The organism is Arthrobacter sp. ok362 (assembly GCF_900102785.1).
GTDB lineage: Bacteria > Actinomycetota > Actinomycetes > Actinomycetales > Micrococcaceae > Arthrobacter.
In genome coordinates, this window is the sequence record NZ_FNGC01000008.1 from 223119 (window position 1) to 243348 (window position 20230).

The following is a 20230-nucleotide window of genomic DNA, read 5'->3' on the forward strand; positions in this document are numbered from 1 at the left end:
TCGGGGCAGCGTTGTCGCTGCCGGTGTTACCGTTCGTCGTCGATCTGCAGCTCGTCGAACCGGTGGTCTTTGACGGGAAAGTCTACGGGGCCGAGTCCCTTGTCTTCCGCGGTGAGCAGGCGCAGCTCCAGCAGGTCTTCGGCCAGGCTGGCGTCGGGGCCGGCCGTGTCGTCTTCGGTCATGCGGAAATTTGCTGCCAAAGAGTCCTTCCAGGTTTGATCGGATGGCGTTGTACTTTCACCCTAGCGGCGGTTCCTGCCGGTTGGCTGGCAGGCTGCTTCGCCCGCACAGCGTTGCCGGCGGCCGAAGGAGATGTTCCTAGGGCCGAGCCTCATGAGAAGCTTGCAGAAAAGATCTCACATGGGGGAAACGCTTTGGACATGGTTTCGATAGTCATCAGAGTCGCTGCTTTATCTGTGCCTGTAGTCCTGGCTGTAATGGCCCTGTATTGGATCATCCGCCTGGGAGTGAAGCACGGGTTGCGCTCATACGAGATGGAAAAGGCCCGAGACTCAGAGACTGCGGTCTAAGCGCCTCGGGTCGGGTCGCGGCCACGGCCCCTTCAGTACCAACCGCTCCTAAAATGCGGGGAAGGCCGCCGGGCGCACTCACGGCGGGAAACGGGCCTTGGGCCGCCCCCCCTGTGTGAGGGGTCCGACCGGGGCGGTTTAGGTCCGTGCGGGCGGGGCGTAGGCGGTGGCCTTGTTCAGGGCGACGTCGGCGACGATGCCGCGGTTGACCAGTTCGGCCAGCAGGAACGCGAGCCGGAACCCCGGCACGTCGTCCATGGCGAGCTTGAAGTAGCGGGCGGCGAAGCTGGACTTGCCTTTGAGCCATTCCAGCCAGCCGATCAGGCACAGCATCGGGGCGCGCTGTCCTTCGGGGGTTGCCTTCATCAGTTCGAAAGCGACCTCCTGGGCTGTGTCCACGCGTGCCCAGTCCGGACGGGCAGGAAGCACTCCGAGCATGACGGACGTGAACTGATCCGGTGCATTGGTGAGGACGTGGGTCATCAGGTAGTCCCTGATGGTGGAGTGCTGGAATGCTCCTGCCAGCTCCTGCGCGGTCCGCGCGGTCAGGGTGGCGGGCCTCTCCAGAACCTGGGCCCATTGGGCCCGGCTGTTCTCCAGTTCCTCGGGCCAGCCATCGGGGCGGCAGGCCGCGATTGCTTCGCGGGTTCCGTCGTCCCCGGTGAACGGTGCCGGCGCGGTGAACGTGTCCGCGCTGCTTCCGGTGTAGACCAGGGAGGCGCTGGCCACCGAACCGGTGATCGCGTCAGGCGGCTCATCCGGGCAGCATTTGTCCTCGCACAGCGGGGTCCGCCGGTGGTGTGATGTGACCCGCCAGCCGTCCCGCATTGGCATCGACGCGATTGACAGTTCCCGGATGAGTGCGTCGATGTGGGCGCCGTAGGGGCGCCGGCCCTCGGGCCCGATTTCGTCGGAGTGGACAACCAACTGGGCCGTCATGGCGGCGTCGCGTGCCGCGAGGTAGGTCACGGTTGCCGGCGCGGAGTCGGACGGGGGAGATTTCCTGCGGGGCGTCGAGCCGCAGGGTCGCGCCCAGTTACGTGTCATCGATCTTCAGTACGACGAACGAGTCTTGGGGCTGGTAGCCCAGCGTGTGCGGGATGAGTTGCTGACACGCTTCACGAGACATTCATCCTTTGGTTGGTGAAGGCTGGCCGGCACCTGATTGGGGGCAGGCGCCAGCCCGCACTTAATTTGGAAGGCCAGCCGGATCACTGATGGGGGTCCGGGCTCCGGCGGCGCTTACAGAGGGGTAATCGCTGGGAAACCCCGAAAGGTTACGCTGCTGCCGAAATTTTTCTTTTTTTGTTCAGGAAGGGTGGCCGCCATGGGCACCGTCACGCTCGGGCACTCGGGAATCCGGGGCCTGCTCAAGGCGGCAAACGCGGCCCTGGAACCAGAGCTGCACGCCGTGCTGACCTGCGACGAGGACTATGCCCGGGCGGCCAAAGCGGCGTGCGACTACGACGATGCCACGGCCTCCAGGGGATCGGTGGACACGCTGGCCAACCACCGACAAGCCCGCCCGAGGAGTGGGATGCTGGCTCGACATGCCGTAAATGTGGCGTGTAATGTCCTTCGGGTCGATCGAGGTGCCGCATGGGGGTGTGCCCCGGCCGCCCATTTTTATCTGAAACAAGCAACGGTGCGCTCCGGCGCAGGAGGGGTGGCCGAGTGGACTCCGGTGCGCTGAAACGGACGTGGTCGATGGCCGCTGCGCTTGGGGACGAGGTCCCGCTGTACTTTTACTCCCACTTGTTCGCATTTCACCCAGAGGTGCGGGACATGTTCCCCGTCGCCATGGGCGCCCAGCGCGACAAGCTCTTCACCGCGCTCGGGCATATCATCAGCCACGCCGACAGGATCGGCGAAGTCGAAGGTTTCATCGGCCAGCTCGGCCGTGATCACCGCCGCTTCTCGGTGGCACCCGAGCACTACTCCATGGTCGGCGCCTCCTTCCTCGCGACGCTGAAGAAGTTCTTGGGCGACGCGTGGACCGACGAGGTCGCGGGGAGCTGGTCCGAGGCGTACGGGCTCATCGCAAAGGTCATGGTGGTAGCTGCCGAGGATTCCTCGGACACGACGCCGCCGTGGTGGGAAGGCGAGGTCCTCTCCGTGGACCGCCGCAGCCTCGACGTGGCGGTAATCGAGGTCCGTATGCCTGAGGGCTTCACCTATGATCCTGGCCAGTCGGCCGCTGTTGAGCTTCCCGCCCTTCCGCGCACGTGGAGGTATCTGAGCCCGGCGAACGCTCCCCGAGCCGACAGCGTTGTCCAGTTCCATGTCCAGCTGATCCCAGGGGGCCTCTTCAGCACCGCCGCGGTCCGGAAGACCCAGCCGGGCGACACGTTCCGGGTCGGCGCCCCCATTGGCGACCAGCTCACCGTAGACGGCCAACGCGACCTCCTCCTGATCGCCGGCGGTACGGGGCTGGCGCCACTTTCCGCAGTGCTCGACGGCGTCGCCACCCGGTGGCGCGAAACGGGCAGGGGACCGTACGTGGACCTGTTCCATGGAGCGCGGGTTCCATGGAACCTCTACGACCAGGCGCGGTTCGCCGAGCTCGCGGCCACAGAACCGTGGTTCGCGTTCCACCCCGTCGTCTCGGACGATCCCTCCTTCCCTGGCCTCACCGGGTACGTGGGGACTGCCGCCGCCGCGCACGTGTCGACGGCGGGCCCGCTGGCCCTGGTGTGCGGCTCGGGGCCGATGGTCCGACACACGGTCGACGAACTCATCGCGGCGGGAATTCCCCGCAGCGACATCCGATACGAGGATTACAGCGGTGTCGAGGACAACTCCTCACCGACCGGAGAAGACCAGTTAGAAGGATCACGATGAGCACCACCAGCCACGGCGGACGGATCAGCCCGTCAGAGGTCAGCAACGCCACGTTCTACGTGGTCGAGAGCGGTTACGATACAGGCGCCGTCCAGCACTTCCTCCAGGCCGTTTCTGCCCAGATGGAAGCTGACCGTGCCCAGATCGAGGCACAGAAGGTCAACACCAAGGACGAGATGGTCAAGATCATCAGCCAGGCGCAGGTCCTGGCAGAGAAGTTTGTCGCGGAGGCCGAGGAGTACTCCAAGGATCTCGTCGCTAGCGCCCGGACCCAGTACAGCGAGATTCTCCGGCGCGCCGAGGAATCCGCGGCCAAGCGCAGCGGAAGTCAGGCCTTGGCCACGACCGCTGCCGCCCCGGCCAATACAACACCGATCGACGAGATCGAGTACGTCCGCACCTACACGAAGGTCGCACAGGTGCAGCTTCGGGCAGTCATCGACGCACTGGCCGAACAGGTCGACCGTCTCGGCGACACACCGGCGTCCCCGCCCAGGTGACGGCGCTAGCCAACAGAAAAACTCATCTACCGACGGATCTGTCAGCCGCGCCGGGGCTTGTCACAGTCCGCCACCCCGGTGCTTTGCTGACAGATCGCGCTAAAGTGTCCGTATGCCTAGGATTTCGGCCGCGAGCAACGCCGCCCAACGTGCCGAGACCCAGCGACGCATCCTGACCGCATTCGGGGAGCTCCTCTTCACCCATGGACTGCCCGGCCTGACCATGACGGACGTCGCGCGCCACGCCCAGATCGGCCGGACCGCCGTCTATAACTACTACGCGGACATCGAAGAGCTCCTGATCGCCTACGCCCTGGACGAGACGGAGCGGTTCCTGCTCGATCTGCGCGAATCGCTCGATGCGCTGGAGAACCCGGTGGAGCGGCTGGCCGTGTACGTCCGGGCCCAGGTGGAGGACTTGAGCCGGCGCCACCTGCCGCCGGGGCCGGCCATGGCCGCGGTGCTCTCGCCGTCGTCGTTCGCCAAGCTCGCGGACCACGTGGGCGAGCTCAGCGTGCTCCTGCGGGGCATCCTGCGCGACGGCATGGCCCAGGGCTACCTGCCCGAGTCGGACATCGCCCAGCTCGCCCAGCTTATCCACGGCACGCTCTCCTCGAGCGCGGCCCGGGGCGACGGCGCGGGCCAAGACGCCGAGGCCGAGGCGCGGCTCGCCCGGACGGTGCGGTTCATTCAACTGGGCGCCGGGGCCAGGTTCGACGACGCCGGCTGCCCGGTCCGCACCAGCAGCTAAGCTGCGCCCTCGGACGGCCGCGCCCTGGCTGCGTGCCCTAGCCCTTAGCCGGCGTGGCCGCCGGCGTGCCCGTCGGCACGACGGGCAGCGTGGAGTCATCCACGATGCGCCGGTCCTCGCGAGGGCAGCTGAGCCGGCCCGGCGTCTGGTCCACGAGTGCCGGCTTGGCCAATGCCTTGAAGTCGCCGGTAACGATGACGTCGACGCTCGGGTCCGTGCGGCCGTCCTGGACATAGTCCGAGCCCGGCACGTTGCGCTGGACGCTGAAGGCGGCCGACTGGCCGGCGGCACCGGAGACGATCAGCGCCACGCCGCGGTAGCTCGACGTCGTGTTCCCCACGGCCCCCACGAGGAACTTCCGGGCGGCGAGCTGATCGGCCACGGTCCGGGCCAAGCCCGGCCGGCTCGTGGAGTTGTAGATGTTGACGTGGACCTTACCCGGCGGCGTGTAGTCGTAGGTGGCCGCCGGGCACACCGACACTGCCGCCTTGCTCCGCTCCGCCGCGGGCAGCTTGATCTGGCCGTTCATGATGGCGAGGGCCACCATGATCGCCGCCGCGATCAGGCAGACCAGCATCACCAGGACCACGCCGTGCAGGATCCTGCGCCGCAGCCGGACGCGGTTGTCCGTAGCGTTCTGCTCCACGAACGTGGCCCGCAGCTCGGAGCCACTGATGACGCGGTGCCCGTGCAGGACTTTGTAATCTCGCGGTTTCCTAGCCATTTATCACGAGGACCCGCGCGTGAATTGCGGTGCGCTGGTGCAGGGCGGTGCGGACTGCCCGGTGCAGGCCGTCTTCAAGGTAAAGGACGCCGCGGTATTCCACGACGTGCGGGAAGAGGTCGCCGAAAAACGTGGAGTCCTCGGCCAGCAGGGCTTCAAGGTCCAGCGTGCGCTTAGTGGTCACCAGTTCATCAAGCCGCACAGGACGCGGCGGCAGGGCCGCCCAGTCCTTGGGCGTGGTGTAACCATGGTCGGGGTACGGGCGTCCCTCGCCCACAGCTTTGAATATCACCATGCCAGCCTAGGGAACTTGGACGCCCGAAGGAATCAAAGTCCGCGGGCGGCGTGAGGTTGTGGCCAAACAGTAACCATCTGTCACACGGCGCACTCCCGCCTGTCACATCCAGGGCGGGGCCGCCGATCTTCTGCACAGTTCACGCAAACGTCCCGTGCGGCTGACAGAATGGCCGTATGACTGCACCCGAGACTGCCCCTGTTCCGTCGCCGTCGGCCCCTGTGCTGGCGCTGCTGCTCGACGTCGATGGTCCGGTCGCGAGCCCGGTCACCCGAGATGTGCAGCCCGGAATCATCGCGGACCTGGTGGCCCTGGCCGCCGCCGGCGTGCCGGTCATCTTCAACACCGGCCGGTCGGACGCGTTCATCCGCGAGCAGGTCATGGCACCGATGATCGCCGCCGGCATGCCCGCCGGCACCGTCATCCACGCCATTTGCGAGAAGGGCGCCGTCTGGTTCAGCTACACCGCGGAAGGCCCCGGCCCGGTCCACGTGGATCATGAGCTCGCCATTCCGCAGGCCTTCGGCGACGACGTCCGCCGCCTGGTGGCCGAGGACTACGCCGCCCACATGTTCTACGACGAAACCAAGCGGGCCATGGTCTCCGTGGAGCAGCACATTGCTGTCGCCAACTCTGACTACCGTGCCGAGCAGGAACTCTTCGACGCCGACGCCATGGACCTCATGTCCCGGCACGGGCTCGGCGTGGTGCGGCTGGACCACCACGTCCCCAATTCTGATGACCAGGTGGACTTCCGCGTCGATCCGACGATCATTTCCACCGATATCGAATCGGTCCGGCTGGGCAAGGACCTGGGCGCGAGCCGGGCTGTGGAGTTCCTGGCCGCACAGGGCATCACGCCGCAGGCCTGGCGTACGGTGGGCGATTCCCGCACGGACTACGCCATGGCCGACTGGTTGCACCACAACGACCACGCCGTGAAGCACGTGGACGTCCGGCCCGCGGACGGCATCCCGGTCAAACCCTATGAGGTTCTCACCGCAGCCGATCTGGGGCTCGGCGACGACGTGATCCACGACGACGCCGGTGGCGCCTTCCTGCACCACTGGCTGGCCGTCGTCACCGGCTGAGGCCCGTTCCGCCGTCAGGTTACGCCGTCGTCACGTTTCGCCGTCACACATGCCAGGTGCCGGCCGGTTTTCCGCGGCAATTTTGAGGCCCGCGTTATCATGCAAGTAGACACCAACGCACTCAAGGAAGCGGGAGATCAGACATCACCGAAGCAGCGATCCAAGACGAGATTTACTATGGCAGCCAGGCATCTGCGGAGGCCCACGCCGAGATCACGTCGGCGGCCGCCGTCGCCAGATTCCGGACCCGCTCCGATGTTGTCCGCCGCCGCGGCCGCTATGCGCTGATCAACGAGAACCGCACGCCGTACCAGGCCATGGTCGAGGACCTGATGTTCCTGCGTTCCGTCCTGGCCGGCGCCGGCATCAACTACCTGCTGGTCCGCGGCAACAACCACCGCCCGGTCGTCGCGGTCGATTGGAAAGACCGCAAGGAACTCCGGGACGCGCTCGTGGAGGCGTGCCGCGACGAGCCGTTCTATTCCATGAGCGTGGACGCCAAGAAGAAGTCCTCCGTGCTGGTGGCCGACGGGGAGTTGTCACCGAACCGGCAGTCCCGGATCTTCCGGCTGTACCGGCCCAGGGTGGAGCCGGAGGGCGGCTTCGAGTTCGGCGCTTCCGCCGGTGTCCAGCTGGAGCTGTGGAGCTTCGAGGGCGACCAGCTGATCCTGCCGATCGAGAACTCCCTGACGCGCCGCACCATGCTGGCCCAGGACGCGGTGCGCGGCACGGTTGAACGCTACGGCCACACGTGGCCCACCATCGAGAACATGTTCGCGGACCATGCCAGCGACATCAGCTTCGACGTCGATCTGGTGTTCTCATGGGTTGACGGCAGCTCCCCCGAGTACATCGCGGCCCGCCGCGCGCGCATGGCCGGCGTGGTGGTGGGCGAGGGAGATGACCACGAGGCCCGCTTCCGCCAGATCGATGAGCTCAAGTACGCCCTGCGTTCGGTCTACATGTTTGCGCCGTGGATCCGCCGGATTTTCATCGCCACGGACTCCCCCACGCCCTCATGGCTGGCGGACCACCCCGGCGTGACGATCGTCCGCAGCGAAGAGTTTTTCGCCGATACTTCGGTTCTGCCCACGCACAATTCGCAGGCCGTGGAGTGCCAGCTGCACCACATCGAGGGCCTCTCCGAGCACTTCCTGTATTCGAACGACGACATGTTCTTCGGCCGCGCCGTGGGGCCGGACATGTTCTTCACCCCCGGCGGTATCACGAAGTTCATCGAGGCTGAGACCCGGATCGGGCTGGGCGACAACGACGCCGAACGCAGCGGCTTTGAGAACGCCGCCCGGGTGAACCGCAAGCTGCTCTGGAACCGCTTCGGCCGTATCACCACCCGGCACCTGGAGCACACGGCGGCCCCGCTGCGGCGCAGTGTGGCCGAGCAGATGGAACAGGAGTTCCCGGCCGAGTTTGCCAAGACCGCCGCGAGCACGTTCCGGGCAGCGGACAACATCTCCGTGACCAATTCGTTCTACCACTACTACGCGCTGCTCACGGGCCGGGCCGTGACCCAGACGGCTGCCAGGGTGAGATACGTGGACACCACGGCGCGGGCGGGCCTGAACTACCTGCCCAAGCTCCTGGCCAAGCGGAACATGGACTTCTTCTGCCTCAACGACGGCAGCTTCCCGGAGGTCCCGGCGGAGGAGCGGGCCGAGCTGGTCACCGATTTCCTGGAGAAGTACTACCCCATCAAGGCGCCCTGGGAGAAGTAACGAACCGTGACCAAGGCGCGGGCCGTCTCGTCAGGGAGTGAAGACGCCAGCCAGCGAGTGGATCAGTTCAGGGTGGTGAACCGGCGGTGCGCCGTCCGGGCGGGGGCCTCGAGCTTGGCCTTCTCCGGGATAGAAATGCCTGCGGCGGCGAGCCGGCGCTGGGCTTCCTCCGGAGAGACAAGCTCGCCGACGGCCGGGGTGTCGCCGAGCAACGCCACGGAGTGCACGATCGTGTGTTCGTAGACGTGGACCAGGTTGAACGCCTGCCCGCCGTCGCGGCCACGGGTGCCGCCCACCGGAACGTTCAGATCCTGGGTGTAGCAGGTGGCTGAGGCCACGGACACGGGGATGCCCGCGAATGTTGCGGTGGTCGAATAGTGCAGGTGGCCGCCCAGGATGGCACGGACATCGGAGTTGCGCAGGACGCCGGCAAGCGCCGACTGGCCCCGGAGCTCCACGAGCACGGCAAGATCCAGCACGGACGGCACCGGGGGGTGGTGCAGCGCAAGGATGGTGCCGTCCGGGGCCGGGGTGGCCAGTTCAGCGGCGAGCCAATCCAGCTGGTAGTTACTCAATTCGCCATGGTGGAAGCCGGGCACGGAGGTGTCCAGGGTGATGATGCGCAGCCCGTTGACGAAGTAGCTGTGGTCCACGGGCGCGTCATTGTCGGCCTGGTCCAGGAGCCCGGCCCGGAAGTTGGCCCGGTCGTCGTGGTTGCCCATCGCCCAGATGACCTTCGCCCCCAAGGCCTTGCACGCCGGATCCACGATTGCGCGGAGCTTGGCGTACGCCTCTGGTTCCCCGAGATCAGCCAGGTCCCCCGTGAAGACCACGGCTTCGGGGCGTGCACCCGAGGCGTGGACCTCCTCGAAGAGCTGCCTGAGCAGGGCTTCGCTGTCCACGACGCCGTGCAAGGGTTGCGGACCCCCCAGCAAGTGGGGGTCGCTCAGATGAAGTAGGAAATGACGTGGCCGGGGGTGCTCGGCCTCGATGCGCTCCATTGCTGCCTTCTTGGTTGGGTGGAAGCGGTGCCTCCAGTGTCCCTCTCAGTAAGAACTATCCAACCAGACATTAGGCGAACAATGTAAAAACTGGGACAGGCATATTGGAAAATCGTGCGTTAACAGGTGGCGTGCCCTCACATGCTCCTGCAGGCATATGCGGGGCGCGGCCGCCCGGCGGCACTCCCGAAGCCCCAGCTCAGCGGGGCGGAAGGGGAGTGCCGCCGGGTTTTGCCCTAGCTCAGGTATCCGTTCGGATTGAGAACGTACTTCGTCGCCGCGCCGGCGTCGAATTCGGCGTAACCTTTCGGCGCGTCCTCCAAGGCAATGGCCTTCGCGTTGACGTTCTGGGCGATGTGTACCTTGTCGTGCAGGATCGCCATCATCAGCTGCCGGTTGTATTTCATGACCGGACACTGTCCCGTGGTAAAGCTGAGCGACTTCGCCCAGCCCGTTCCGAGGCTGAGTGAAAGCGAACCTTTCCGTGCTGCCTCGTCCACGCCGCCCGGGTCACCGGTGACGTAGAGCCCGGGGATCCCAAGGGCGCCGCCGGCGGCCGTCACTTCCATGAGGGAGTTCAGGACGGTTGCCGGGGCTTCCTGGGCTCCGGCACCGTGACCCTTGGCCTCGAAGCCCACCGCATCAACGGCGCAATCGACTTCCGGGACGCCGATGAGCTGTTCGATTTGCTCCACCGGGCCGCCCTTGCTCAGGTCGACGGTCTCGCAGCCGAAGCCACGCGCCCGGGCCAGGCGGTCCGTGTTCATGTCCCCGACAATCACGACGGCGGCGCCCAGCAACTGGGCGCTGGTCGCCGCGGCCAGGCCCACGGGCCCTGCCCCGGCGATGTAGACGGTGGATCCGACGCCTACGCCTGCGCTGACCGCGCCATGGTATCCGGTCGGGAAGATGTCCGAGAGCATGGCCAGGTCCATGATTTTTTCAAGGGCCTGGTCCTTGTCCGGGAACTTCAACAGGTTCCAATCGGCGTACGGTACAAGAACGTAATTGGCCTGTCCGCCGACCCAGCCGCCCATGTCCACATAGCCGTAGGCACTGCCAGGCCGGTCGGGGTTGACGTTCAGGCAGATGCCCGTTTTGCGTTCCTTGCAGTTCCGGCAGCGCCCGCAGGCGATGTTGAACGGTACGGAGCAGATGTCCCCGACCTTGATGAATTCGACGTCCGGCCCCACTTCCACCACCTCGCCGGTGATCTCGTGACCAAGCACCAGATCAGCGGGGGCCGTGGTGCGCCCCCGGACCATGTGCTGGTCCGAGCCGCAGATGTTCGTGGCAACGGTCTTGAGGATGACGCCGTGGCGCACCTGCCGGCCCACGTTGGCGGGGTTGACCCCCGGACCGTCCTTGAGTTCAAAGGTGGGGTAGTCAATGTCTATCAGTTCGACTTTTCCCGGCCCCTTGTAGGCAACGGCTTTGTTCCCTGTCATCTCTTTCCTCCTGCGTTCACGGACCCACACGGGGCCCTGCTGTGATTGACGAAGTTGTTTGATGCGCCCTCCGCAGGGACACCTCGGCCGCACTGCCGAAGGGCGGCTGTCAGGGATGACTGCGCCGTGGATGTGCCCGGAATGTTGGAGGGTTCGGCCAGTCTAGGGGGTGAGCATGCTTAGGGATAGAGGCTGTGGATACGTAAAGCCGGGCGGGCCGGTTCAGTCCAGGGCGGACTCAACTGCTTCGATGATCTCCGGTGCATCCGGCTCCACGGTGGGCGCAAAGCGGGCGATGATCTCGCCGTCGCGGTTCACCAGGAACTTCTCGAAGTTCCACTTCACCAAGCCGGGCAGGATTCCGTTCTTGAACTTGGTGAGCTCGGCGTAGAGCGGGTGCTGGTGCTTTCCCCGGACGTTGGCCTTGGCTGTCAGCGGGAACGTCACGCCGAAATTGCGCTGGCAGAACTCGGCGATCTCGGCGTCGCCGCCGGGCTCCTGCCCGGCGAACTGGTTGCAGGGGACGCCGAGGACCTGGAAGCCTTGGCCGCGGAACTTGTTGTGCAGTGCCTCTAGTCCTGCGTACTGGGGCGTAAAACCGCATTCGGACGCCACGTTGACCACCAGCACCACCTCTCCCCTGAATCGGCCAAAATCGGACTCGGTCCCGTCGATGAGGGTCAGGGGAATGGAGTGCAGAGCTGTCATGGGGCGCGTCCTCGCGATGTCGGTGGCGGAGCAGGGTTTCGGAACTGTTCCCCCCATTATTCGGCACGGAGGCGTGCGGGTATAGGTGTGCATCCCTGACGCGGCGCCGGGCCGATGCGCGGGACCCGGTCGCGGGCGGGCGCCGCAAGCGGGCTGGCGACCCCGTCGCGGGCGGGCTTCGCGGCCGCTAGCTAATCGGCGTCGCCGTGGGCTTTGCCGAGGAGGTCGGCGTTGCCGTGGTCGTCGGCGAGGCCTTTGTTGTCACCGCTGTTGTGGCCGACTGCGTGGCCGCCGTTGGCTTCGGCTTATCGGCCGGCGCGGTGACCGGGGCCGGCTGCACAGTGATCGGGGCCGGAGCGAGGGGTCGACTCGGCGGCGCCGCGGGCGCTGTAGTGCCCGCAGCCTCTGTCGCGGTTGCGGAGGCCGACGCCGAAGCTGACGGCTTGCCTGTGGCTGTTGCCGTGGGGGTAGGTGTCGGGGTTGGTGTGGGCGTCGGCGTCGCGGAGGGAGTGCCGGTCGACGTCGGAGTTGGGGCGGCGGGTGGGGTCGTCGCGGCAGTTCCGGTCGGCGTCGGCGTCGGGGTGGCGGTGCCGGTCGGCGTCGGCGTCGGTGTCGGTGTCGGTGTCGGCTTCGCGGAGGCAGTGCCGGTCGGCGTCGGCGTCGGGGTGGCGGGGTGGGTGCCGGTCGGCGTCGGCGTCGGGGTGGGCTTCGCGGAGGCAGTTCCGGTCGGCGTCGGGGTCGGGGTGGCGGAAGGCGGTGCCGACGGCTTGTCGGCGGCGGCTTCGGTAGCTGCGGCTGAGGCACTCGCGGTCGGCTTGGCGGCCACCGCGGCGGGCTGTTCCTGAACGCCGCCGGCCACCACGTGGGTCAGGTCCTCCCGGACCGGAATCGCCCAGCCGATCCCGGTGTTGGATGCCTTGCCGGCGTCGGGCGCGTAACTGGTCATTTCTATGGGGCCAAGTTGGTCCACCTGCTTGATGGGGAGCAACGTCCAGTTAAGCGGATTGGTGTGGGACCCGTTGAGGATCGTTTCGAAGTGAAGGTGGCAGCCGGTTGAGGATCCGGTGGTGCCAACCCGGGCAATGACCTCCCCCACCCGCACGGAGTCGCCCTTCCTGACCGCGATCGCCTCCAGGTGGTTGTACGTGGTGATGAGTCCGTTGCCGTGGTCGATTTCCACCCGGTTGCCGCCGCCCCACGGGTGCCACCCGACTGCCCTCACCACACCGGCGTCGGCAGAGTACACCCGTGTGCCGCACGGTGCGGCGAAGTCCTGGCCCCAGTGGAATTCGCCCGCGGACCCTGTGAGGGGGCTGGTGCGCAGTCCGAACGGGGACGACGGCACCAATGATTCCAGCGGGGCCATGAGGAAACCGGCCGCGGGCCGGCTCAGGGCAGCTGAGGCCACATTGAGCTCGCCCCGCACTCCTTCCCGGGTGGCCGTATCCACCGTGCTCCGGCTGAAGGCCAGGAGCGCCTGAGCGTCGGCGGTGACAGTGCCGGAAGTTCCCGAGGCAGCGGTCGCCCCGGAGTGGGCCAGCGGGTCCAGGGTTTCAGGTCCGACGGCGCCGGAGGGCGGCATGGCTGCGGTCGCCACGGCGGCGGGCGCTCCGTAGGGCGCTTGCGCGCTCAGCCCCTGAAAGCCGCCGAATGCCAGAACGGCCAGGGTCAGGCACAGGCCTCCGGATACGCAGCGCACGGCGATGGTCCGTGCCCTTGCTGACTGTTCACTCGATGAGTTTCCCCAGTGTTTTCCCACGATGTGACTCCCGAATATGTCCGCAAGACCCCAATCTTCACGAACTTACCCTCCCTATGGGACCACAGACGGCAGGCTCTGTGAACCGTCAGCGTGCTCCTTTTGCGGCACCAATCGGAGATCCGCGGCTATCCCCAGTAGCTGACCGGCGGCGGCCCAGTAGTCCTCTGCGGAATTGCAGGTGCCGGGCGCCGCTGAGCCGGGTAAGAATAAAGGATGCGCAATGTCCTCAGGGAATGGCAGGCCGAACTCAAACAAACGTTCACCGGGACGCGCGATTCCGTGCCTGAGTGGGTGCTGCGCCTCGCCGAGGGGGACGACGCCGGCTACCACTTGCCCGGCTCGGCAGTCTGGGCCGTTCACGGGGACATGCCAACCATCGTGGCGGGAATCCGGGCACTCCTGATGCAGGCCCTCCACCCCGGCGCGTTGGCCGGAGTTCACGATCACTCCCGTTTCCGCGAAGACCCCCTGGGCCGGTTGGCGGGCACCATCCGCTGGATCTTCACCGTTTCCTATGGCTCCACGGAAACGGCCAAGGCGGCGTCGGACTGGGTGCTGCGGCTTCACCGCACGGTGCGGGGAGAATTCGTGGACGGCCACGGCATCCGGCGCAGCTACGCGGCCAACGATCCCGAACTGCTCCGCTGGGTTCACATTGCCTTCACCGACGCCTTCCTCTCCGCCCACAAACTGTGGGGACGGCCGATTCCTGGCGGACCCGATGCTTATGTCCGTGAGTGGGCCCAAGCCGGCCGGCTGATGGGCGTCACTGCCCCACCGTTGAGCGAAGCGGAAATGCGGCAGCAGCTGGACCGCTGGTACGACGACGGCGAGCTCCGCTGCGACGATCGGGTCACCGAGACGGTGGCGTTCATTCGCGACCCGCCCCTCCACCCCGCGCTCAGGCTTGGCTACCGGGTGCTGTTCGCGGCCGCCGTGACAAGCCTCGAACCCAGGTACCGCGAGCTGCTGGGCCTGCGGACCGCGCGGCTGGGCCCAATTCCACTGCCGGTTTCCCTGGCCACCCGGGTCACGCTCGGAGTGGTGCATCTCGCGCTGGGCCGGATGGGTCCGAGCGAGCAGGCTGCCCGGGCCCGCCTGCGCCGGCTGGGCTACAGGGCCTGAGCCTGAGCGATGGGCGGGCGCGGGCCGCGGACGCGCGCGGGTGCGGGGCCGGGCCGGGGCGGGGCGGGCCGCGGCGGGGACGGGCACGGCGGGGGCCGTTGGGCGGGTGCGGGGGGCGGGCCGCGGCGAGGGCCGGGCCCGGACCAGGGCCGTTGGGCGGGGGCGGGCCGCGGACGCGCTTTTGGCTATAACCTCGCGAGGTTGCAAAGGCATGGGAACGCAAAAAGGCCCCGGTCCGAGGACCGGGGCCAACCGCGGAGAATGGGGGATTTGAACCCCCGAGGGCGTTAACCCAACACGCGTTCCAGGCGTGCGCCATAGGCCGCTAGGCGAATTCTCCATTTGCTTCTGAATCAAAAGCAGATACTAGAATACCTGAACTTTCCGGCATCGCCCAATTGGACCCTCCCCGCCCCGGCCGGCGGCTTTTCCGGGGGACATGCCCCCTCCTTGATGCGACGGCTGGACATAAACCCAATGCGCCCGGTCCTGGCCGCGAAAAAAGGGCATGCCCCACGCTGCCCACCCCCACCACTGGACATGCCCCGCGGTCCCCACGGGGGCTGGACATAATCGCCCGGCTCCGCCCACCTCCCCGGCTTCGCCCTGTGCTGCGATAACCCGTGCTGCGATAAATGGGCATGTCCCACGCTGCCCGCCCCCACCACTGGACATGCCCCGCGGCCCCCACGAAGGCTGGACATAATCCCACTGTGCCCTGCCGTGCCCGCGAAAAATGGGCATGTCCCGCCGGGGATGAGGGGCGAAAACAGACCAATTCGAGGCACACCCAATCGTCAGGTAAACTTGCTGACGGCCCCTCATGTGGCGCCATCCTGTTGAACTCCCCCAGGACCGGAAGGTAGCAAGGGTAAGCGGGCTCTGGCGGGTGCATGAGGGGTCTTTTATGTCTGTGCCGATTGGTAGGGTTTATCTGTGACTGTTACTACCGCTCTCTACCGTCGATACCGCCCCGACTCGTTCGCGGACGTTATCGGGCAGGAGCATGTCACCGAGCCTCTCATGACGGCCCTGCGCAAGAACCGCGTCAACCACGCCTATCTCTTTTCCGGCCCCCGCGGCTGCGGCAAAACCACCTCGGCCCGCATCCTGGCCCGCTGCCTGAACTGCGCCGAGGGCCCCACGGACACCCCCTGCGGCAAGTGCCCCAGCTGCGTCGAACTCGCCCGCGGCGGCTCCGGCTCCCTGGATGTCATCGAGATCGACGCCGCCAGCCACGGCGGCGTGGATGACGCCCGCGACCTCCGCGAACGGGCCACCTACGCCCCGGTCCGGGACCGCTACAAAATCTTCATCATCGACGAAGCCCACATGGTCACGTCGGCCGGATTCAACGCCCTGCTGAAGATCGTCGAAGAACCGCCGGAACACATCAAGTTCATCTTCGCCACCACGGAGCCGGACAAGGTCATCGGCACCATCCGCTCCCGCACGCACCACTACCCCTTCCGGCTGGTGCCGCCGGAGCCTCTCATGGCGTATCTGGAGCTGCTCTGCACCCAGGAAAACGTCCCCGTGGCGCCCGGCGTGCTCTCGCTCGTTATCCGCGCGGGCGGGGGTTCGGTGCGCGACTCCCTCTCCGTCCTGGACCAGCTCATGGCCGGCGCCGGACCCAACGGCCTGGACTACGAACTCGCGGTCGCCCTGCTCGGCTACACACACGCCTCCCTGCTGGACGACGTCGTCGAGGCCGTCGCCGCGTCGGATTCCGCCACGGTGTTCCGCGCTGTGGACCGGGTCATCCAGACCGGGCACGATCCGCGGCGCTTCGTCGAAGACCTGCTGGAACGCTTCCGCGACCTCATCATCGTCCAGGCAATGCCAGAAAGCGCCCAGTCCATCCTCCGCGGCATGCCGGCGGACCAGATCGCCCGCCTGCAGAACCAGGCACACAACCTCGGAGCGGCCGAGCTCTCCCGCGCCGCGGACGTCACCAACACCGCGCTCACGGACATGACCGGGGCCACCTCGCCGCGCCTGCATCTGGAACTGCTGTGCGCCCGCATCCTGCTGCCCAGCTCCGAGCAGACCGAGCGCGGCATCGCGGCCCGGATCGACCGCGTCGAGCGGCGGTTGAACTACGCCGGGAACGACGTCGGAGCTCCCCTCGCCGGCGCTCCCGCACCTGCCGCCGTTTCGTCTGCGCGCACTGAACAGACCGCCTCTCCCCGGCCGCCTGCTGCACAGGTGCCCGCTGCGCCTTCGCCCGCTACCCCGGCGGCCGCAGCTACCAGCGCCGCATCCACCCCGCCCCAGGCCGAGCAGCCGCCCGCCACAGCCCCCGCACCAGCTCCCGCCCGGCGGGACGAGCCTGTCCGGGAACCGCTGACGGCACCGCGGGTCAGCACCAGCGACTGGCCGGTAGACGAACCCGCGGCGGCCAGCCGGCCCGCGCCCGCGCCAGTTTCCTCCGCCGCGCTGCCGTCCGTCCGGCAACCGGCAGAGACTGCCCCGCCGGCTGCCGCCCCGTCAGCCGAGCCCGCACCGGTAGCCGCCCCCGAGGCTGGCCCGTCCGCCCCGGCACCGTCCGCCCCGGCACCTTCCGCCCCTGGGCGCACCGAGCCGGCCGAGGCCGGCCGGGCGCCCGCCGCGGTTCCCAGCCCTGCTCCCGGTCCTGCCGCCGGCCCAGGAGCCGACGTGGAGGTTTTGCGCCGTGCGTGGCCCGAAATCCTGCAAACACTCACCAAGATCAAGCGCAGCACCTGGGCACTCGTGGAACCCAATGCCCAGGTCGGCCATTTCGAAGACCACGTCCTGACCCTGGCGTTCACCACCACGGGGCTGGCGGGGGCCTTCGGCCGGGCCGACCACGCCGACAACCTCCGGCAGGCGATCCACAAGACGATCGGCATCGATTGCCAGGTCCGGGCCGTGGCCGGCGGCAGCAACAGCCCAGCGAGCTCTGAACCAAACCCAAAAGCGCCGGCTAGCCCGGAGACTCCGGCAACGGCTGCAACATCGGCCGACGTCGCCTGGGGCCTGAGCCCGGCTCCCCAGCCGCCCGCAGCCCCGGCCAACGAAACCGCTGAAGGCATCCCGGCGGGGGCACCGGCCCAGGCACACGCTCCCGCCGCCGCACCGCCGGTGACGCCAACCGCCCCGGCCCGCACCGGGGCCGCGCCGGCTCCCATGGCCGGGGCGCCCGCCCCCGCGACGGCGGCGGAACCGCAGGCGCCTGCCCCGGCAGCCCAGGCTCCGGTTCGCGCGGCCGAGCCTGCCGTCGAACCGGGTGCGCCTTCGGAGGCTTCCGGATCCTATGCCGACCCCGATGAAGACTGGGGACCGCCCCGGGACGAGGACGCCCCGCCGCTGGACGAAGAACCACCCCTGGATTGGGACCCGTCACCAGCCGCCCCGCCGCGCCGCCCCGAGCCCGCGGCAGCGGCTCCAGCCCGCAAGTCCACGGCCGCGCCGGCAGCCAAGGCCGCCGGCTCCCCGGCCGGGACGCAGGACGCAGGCCAGGACCCGTCGACTGACGCCTGGGCCCGCGCCGTCGAGCAGTCACCCGGCGTCTGGACGGTCGGCACCGATTCAAACCTCGGCCGGTACACGGCGCCAGCTGTCGAGCCCGCGGCACCCGAGCCCGAGCCGGTGCCTGTGCACTACGAGCCGGCGGCGGCACAGATCCCGGAGTACGCGGGCGTCGTGTCCGTGCCCTCCGGACTGTCCTCGGACCACCCTGCCCGTGCCGAAGCGGCTCCGGCGCCGGCCGTCGCGGAGGCTGTTGCGCCGCGTGTGGCCGCCGCTGCCGCCGCTGCCGTCGCGGAGGCTGTTGCGGTGGCCGCGGCTCCGGAGGCTGCAGCCCCGACAGGCCGGCAAAGCCTGTACCAGCGGCTGTCGAACAGTCCCGAGGCGGAGGCCGGGCGGGCGAAAGCCCCCACCCGCGCCGCTGCCGCAACCACCGTGTACGTGCAGGACATCCCGAGCGCCGACGACGAAACGATCGAGGAATCGGGCGTCTTCGGCCGGGCCGCCGTCGAGCGTATTCTGGGCGGGAAACTGGTGGAGGAGCGCTCCCTGGATGGAAGCCCCCTGCCGCCCCGCTTCTAGCAGACCCCCGCCGGCTGGCCCCGGCCCCACCCCAAACGAACGAGGACATTGTGTACGAAGGCGCAGTTCAAGAGCTGATCGACGAGCTCGGACGCCTTCCCGGAGTGGGGCCCAAGTCAGCCCAGCGGCTGGCCTTCCACATCCTCGAGGCGGACCCCCAGGACATGAAACGGCTCGTCGATGCCATCACCACCGTGAAGGAACGGGTCAAGTTCTGCACGGTGTGCGGGAACGTGACGGAGCAGGAACTGTGCAACATCTGCCGCGACCCGCGCCGGGATCCCTCTGTGATCTGCGTCGTCGAAGAATCCAAGGACGTCCTGGCGGTGGAGCGCACGCGGTCGTTCCGCGGCAGGTACCACGTGCTGGGCGGCGCGATTAATCCAATCGCCGGCATCGGTCCGGAACAGCTCCGGATCCGTGAGCTGCTGACCCGGCTCAACGACGGCGCCATCCAGGAAATCATCATCGCCACCGACCCCAACCTGGAGGGCGAGGCCACCGCGACGTATCTTGCCCGGATGCTCAAGTCGATTGGCATCGCCGTCACCCGGCTCGCGTCCGGCCTGCCCGTGGGCGGGGATCTGGAATACGCCGACGAAGTCACGCTGGGCAGGGCCTTCGAGGGCCGCCGCAACGCGCTGAGCTGACTGACTCGTGGCAGCCACCGGCAACGACACCCCGGTCCCGCTCCTCACCGAGCGTTTGCTGTTGCGTCCGTTGACGGCGGACGACGCCAGCGCCCTGCTCCGATTCCGCGCCCATCCGGCAGCGACGCGGTACCTATCCCACGGCCCGCTCACCCCGGCGCAGAACCGCGCCCGGCTTGAGCAGGCGCTGACCGCCGCGGCAGCCTCCACTGCCGAGTGGTTTCACTTCGGCTGGGCCATCGAGCTCCGGGCCACCGGTGAAGTCGTTGGGGACGGCCGGACCTGGAACACGGAGGAGCCCCCGGCTCCCGGCCGGATTCCGGCAGCGTCAGCCAGCCTGGGCTACGTTCTGCACCCGGACCACCACGGGCTCGGCCTCGGCCGGGAGGCCGCCGGCGCCCTGGTCGACTGGCTTTTCACCGTCCGCGGCAGCGAGACCATTTTCGCGGGGGTTTACGAGCCCAATCTCCCCTCGCGCAGGCTGCTGGAGGGCCTGGGCTTCCAGAAGGACCGCTTCTTCCCGGTTGCCGAGGCCACAGCAGGCAAGCAGCTGCCGTCCTGGCGCTACCGGCTGGACCGCGGCTAGCGCCTGGAAGCTGCCGGCCCCGGGCGGCAGGGCCGGTGTGACAGTGCCGCGGACCGGCGTCGTGGAGCCTGTCAAGTTGTTTGTGTAAGTGAGGCGGAGTGTCATCGGTTCAGATAGGGTCCGAGCCGGTCGGGGTAGTTCAGGACCAGGATGCCGAGGGCGTCGGTCCATCCTTGGGTGGTCGTGCCTTCGATGAGTTTGTGGAACGACTTCGAGCGGTTGGCACGGGTTTTGCTGTCCACCTTCGCCCGTTCTTTGGCGCGTTTGTCCTCGATGTTGCAGATGGCCAGCCAGAGCAGCTTCACGGCGGCCTGGTCGTTCGGGAAGTGTCCGCGGTTCTTGGTGACCTTGCGCAGCTGGTAGTTCAGCGACTCGATGGCGTTGGTCGTGTAGATGATCCGCCGGACCGGCGGC

The 20230-nt window shown here is 67.8% G+C and carries 19 protein-coding genes, 1 tRNA gene and 1 other RNA gene; 11 read left to right on the top strand and 10 right to left on the bottom strand.

The window, feature by feature from the left end; genetic code table 11:
* Positions 1 to 26: 26 nt before the first annotated feature.
* Both BLQ10_RS22390 and BLQ10_RS12525 read right to left on the bottom strand, forming a co-directional pair.
* Positions 27 to 182, bottom strand: a complete 156-nt coding sequence (locus BLQ10_RS22390) for a hypothetical protein (protein ID WP_175558589.1) — start codon at positions 180 to 182, stop codon at positions 27 to 29.
* Positions 183 to 668: 486 nt separating this feature from the next.
* Entirely contained in the window at positions 669 to 1577 is a 909-nt protein-coding gene (locus BLQ10_RS12525; RefSeq protein ID WP_254785539.1) for a DUF4192 family protein, read from the bottom strand.
* 280 nt (positions 1578 to 1857) lie between these two features.
* Between BLQ10_RS12525 and BLQ10_RS12530 the strand changes: the two genes are divergently transcribed.
* The 4 genes from BLQ10_RS12530 (at position 1858) to BLQ10_RS12545 (ending at position 4622) form a co-directional block, all read left to right on the top strand.
* Positions 1858 to 2223, top strand: coding sequence for a hypothetical protein (locus tag BLQ10_RS12530; RefSeq protein WP_091562432.1), 366 nt, complete (start codon positions 1858 to 1860; stop codon positions 2221 to 2223).
* A gap of 14 nt (positions 2224 to 2237) precedes the next feature.
* On the top strand, positions 2238 to 3371 hold the full coding sequence (locus tag BLQ10_RS12535) for a globin domain-containing protein (RefSeq protein WP_217635814.1): 1134 nt from the start codon (positions 2238 to 2240) through the stop codon (positions 3369 to 3371).
* Positions 3368 to 3871 (top strand): DivIVA domain-containing protein, encoded by a 504-nt coding sequence (locus BLQ10_RS12540; RefSeq protein ID WP_091562436.1) that lies wholly within the window; start codon positions 3368 to 3370, stop codon positions 3869 to 3871. The genes BLQ10_RS12535 and BLQ10_RS12540 overlap by 4 nt, the downstream gene beginning before the upstream one ends.
* Before the next feature lie 112 nt (positions 3872 to 3983).
* Positions 3984 to 4622, top strand: a complete 639-nt coding sequence (locus BLQ10_RS12545) for a TetR/AcrR family transcriptional regulator (RefSeq protein WP_091562438.1) — start codon at positions 3984 to 3986, stop codon at positions 4620 to 4622.
* 37 nt (positions 4623 to 4659) lie between these two features.
* On the opposite strand, the gene BLQ10_RS12550 is transcribed toward BLQ10_RS12545, so the two are convergent.
* Together BLQ10_RS12550 and BLQ10_RS12555 are read right to left on the bottom strand one after the other, a co-directional pair.
* Complete coding sequence (locus BLQ10_RS12550) at positions 4660 to 5346, bottom strand: LytR C-terminal domain-containing protein (protein WP_091562440.1); 687 nt, start codon at positions 5344 to 5346, stop codon at positions 4660 to 4662.
* The gene (locus BLQ10_RS12555; protein ID WP_026266597.1) at positions 5339 to 5638 is read right to left on the bottom strand and encodes a type II toxin-antitoxin system VapB family antitoxin; all 300 of its coding nucleotides are present in this window, start codon (positions 5636 to 5638) and stop codon (positions 5339 to 5341) included. The genes BLQ10_RS12550 and BLQ10_RS12555 overlap by 8 nt, the downstream gene beginning before the upstream one ends.
* A gap of 179 nt (positions 5639 to 5817) precedes the next feature.
* On the opposite strand from BLQ10_RS12555, the gene BLQ10_RS12560 reads away from it, so the two are divergent.
* Positions 5818 to 6732: a Cof-type HAD-IIB family hydrolase gene (locus BLQ10_RS12560; RefSeq protein ID WP_091562443.1), complete on the top strand. Its 915-nt coding sequence runs from the start codon at positions 5818 to 5820 to the stop codon at positions 6730 to 6732.
* Between the two features lie 158 nt (positions 6733 to 6890).
* A complete protein-coding gene (locus BLQ10_RS12565) occupies positions 6891 to 8465 on the top strand; it encodes a stealth family protein (protein WP_254785540.1) in 1575 nt (524 codons plus the stop codon).
* A 62-nt stretch (positions 8466 to 8527) separates the two neighbouring features.
* Here the strand turns inward: BLQ10_RS12565 and BLQ10_RS12570 are convergent, their stop codons facing one another.
* The 4 genes from BLQ10_RS12570 to BLQ10_RS12585 form a co-directional block, all read right to left on the bottom strand.
* The gene (locus BLQ10_RS12570; protein WP_091562447.1) at positions 8528 to 9466 is read right to left on the bottom strand and encodes a phosphodiesterase; all 939 of its coding nucleotides are present in this window, start codon (positions 9464 to 9466) and stop codon (positions 8528 to 8530) included.
* 236 nt (positions 9467 to 9702) lie between these two features.
* Entirely contained in the window at positions 9703 to 10914 is a 1212-nt protein-coding gene (gene fdhA, locus BLQ10_RS12575; RefSeq protein ID WP_091562448.1) for a formaldehyde dehydrogenase, glutathione-independent, read from the bottom strand.
* Positions 10915 to 11136: 222 nt separating this feature from the next.
* Positions 11137 to 11622, bottom strand: a complete 486-nt coding sequence (locus BLQ10_RS12580) for a glutathione peroxidase (RefSeq protein WP_091562451.1) — start codon at positions 11620 to 11622, stop codon at positions 11137 to 11139.
* A gap of 187 nt (positions 11623 to 11809) precedes the next feature.
* Positions 11810 to 13381: a M23 family metallopeptidase gene (locus BLQ10_RS12585; RefSeq protein ID WP_139164226.1), complete on the bottom strand. Its 1572-nt coding sequence runs from the start codon at positions 13379 to 13381 to the stop codon at positions 11810 to 11812.
* Positions 13382 to 13597: 216 nt separating this feature from the next.
* Here BLQ10_RS12585 and BLQ10_RS12590 point away from each other — a divergent pair, with 216 nt between their 5' ends.
* On the top strand, positions 13598 to 14509 hold the full coding sequence (locus BLQ10_RS12590) for an oxygenase MpaB family protein (RefSeq protein WP_091562456.1): 912 nt from the start codon (positions 13598 to 13600) through the stop codon (positions 14507 to 14509).
* A gap of 255 nt (positions 14510 to 14764) precedes the next feature.
* On the opposite strand, the gene BLQ10_RS12595 is transcribed toward BLQ10_RS12590, so the two are convergent.
* A tRNA-Ser gene (locus tag BLQ10_RS12595) sits at positions 14765 to 14849 on the bottom strand.
* A 472-nt stretch (positions 14850 to 15321) separates the two neighbouring features.
* Between BLQ10_RS12595 and ffs the strand changes: the two genes are divergently transcribed.
* The 4 genes from ffs (at position 15322) to BLQ10_RS12615 (ending at position 19816) form a co-directional block, all read left to right on the top strand.
* Positions 15322 to 15418, top strand: an RNA gene (gene ffs / locus BLQ10_RS12600) — signal recognition particle sRNA small type.
* 27 nt (positions 15419 to 15445) lie between these two features.
* The gene (locus BLQ10_RS12605; protein WP_091562458.1) at positions 15446 to 18580 is read left to right on the top strand and encodes a DNA polymerase III subunit gamma and tau; all 3135 of its coding nucleotides are present in this window, start codon (positions 15446 to 15448) and stop codon (positions 18578 to 18580) included.
* A 50-nt stretch (positions 18581 to 18630) separates the two neighbouring features.
* Complete coding sequence (gene recR, locus BLQ10_RS12610; protein WP_090579574.1) at positions 18631 to 19230, top strand: recombination mediator RecR; 600 nt, start codon at positions 18631 to 18633, stop codon at positions 19228 to 19230.
* A 7-nt stretch (positions 19231 to 19237) separates the two neighbouring features.
* Positions 19238 to 19816: a GNAT family N-acetyltransferase gene (locus BLQ10_RS12615; protein WP_091562461.1), complete on the top strand. Its 579-nt coding sequence runs from the start codon at positions 19238 to 19240 to the stop codon at positions 19814 to 19816.
* Between the two features lie 101 nt (positions 19817 to 19917).
* Here BLQ10_RS12615 and BLQ10_RS22770 read toward each other — a convergent pair.
* On the bottom strand, positions 19918 to 20230 hold a 313-nt coding region (locus BLQ10_RS22770), incomplete at its 5' end, for a transposase (protein WP_175558598.1).

Excerpts from the sequence above, each read along its gene's own strand:
- BLQ10_RS22390 (WP_175558589.1), bottom strand. The coding sequence starts at position 182 with ATGACCGAAGACGACACGGCCGGCCCCGACGCCAGCCTGGCCGAAGAC.
- BLQ10_RS12525 (WP_254785539.1), bottom strand. The coding sequence starts at position 1,577 with ATGACACGTAACTGGGCGCGACCCTGCGGCTCGACGCCCCGCAGGAAA.
- BLQ10_RS12530 (WP_091562432.1), top strand. The coding sequence starts at position 1,858 with ATGGGCACCGTCACGCTCGGGCACTCGGGAATCCGGGGCCTGCTCAAG.
- BLQ10_RS12535 (WP_217635814.1), top strand. The coding sequence starts at position 2,238 with ATGGCCGCTGCGCTTGGGGACGAGGTCCCGCTGTACTTTTACTCCCAC.
- BLQ10_RS12540 (WP_091562436.1), top strand. The coding sequence starts at position 3,368 with ATGAGCACCACCAGCCACGGCGGACGGATCAGCCCGTCAGAGGTCAGC.
- BLQ10_RS12545 (WP_091562438.1), top strand. The coding sequence starts at position 3,984 with ATGCCTAGGATTTCGGCCGCGAGCAACGCCGCCCAACGTGCCGAGACC.
- BLQ10_RS12550 (WP_091562440.1), bottom strand. The coding sequence starts at position 5,346 with ATGGCTAGGAAACCGCGAGATTACAAAGTCCTGCACGGGCACCGCGTC.
- BLQ10_RS12560 (WP_091562443.1), top strand. The coding sequence starts at position 5,818 with ATGACTGCACCCGAGACTGCCCCTGTTCCGTCGCCGTCGGCCCCTGTG.
- BLQ10_RS12570 (WP_091562447.1), bottom strand. The coding sequence starts at position 9,466 with ATGGAGCGCATCGAGGCCGAGCACCCCCGGCCACGTCATTTCCTACTT.
- fdhA (WP_091562448.1), bottom strand. The coding sequence starts at position 10,914 with ATGACAGGGAACAAAGCCGTTGCCTACAAGGGGCCGGGAAAAGTCGAA.
- BLQ10_RS12580 (WP_091562451.1), bottom strand. The coding sequence starts at position 11,622 with ATGACAGCTCTGCACTCCATTCCCCTGACCCTCATCGACGGGACCGAG.
- BLQ10_RS12590 (WP_091562456.1), top strand. The coding sequence starts at position 13,598 with ATGCGCAATGTCCTCAGGGAATGGCAGGCCGAACTCAAACAAACGTTC.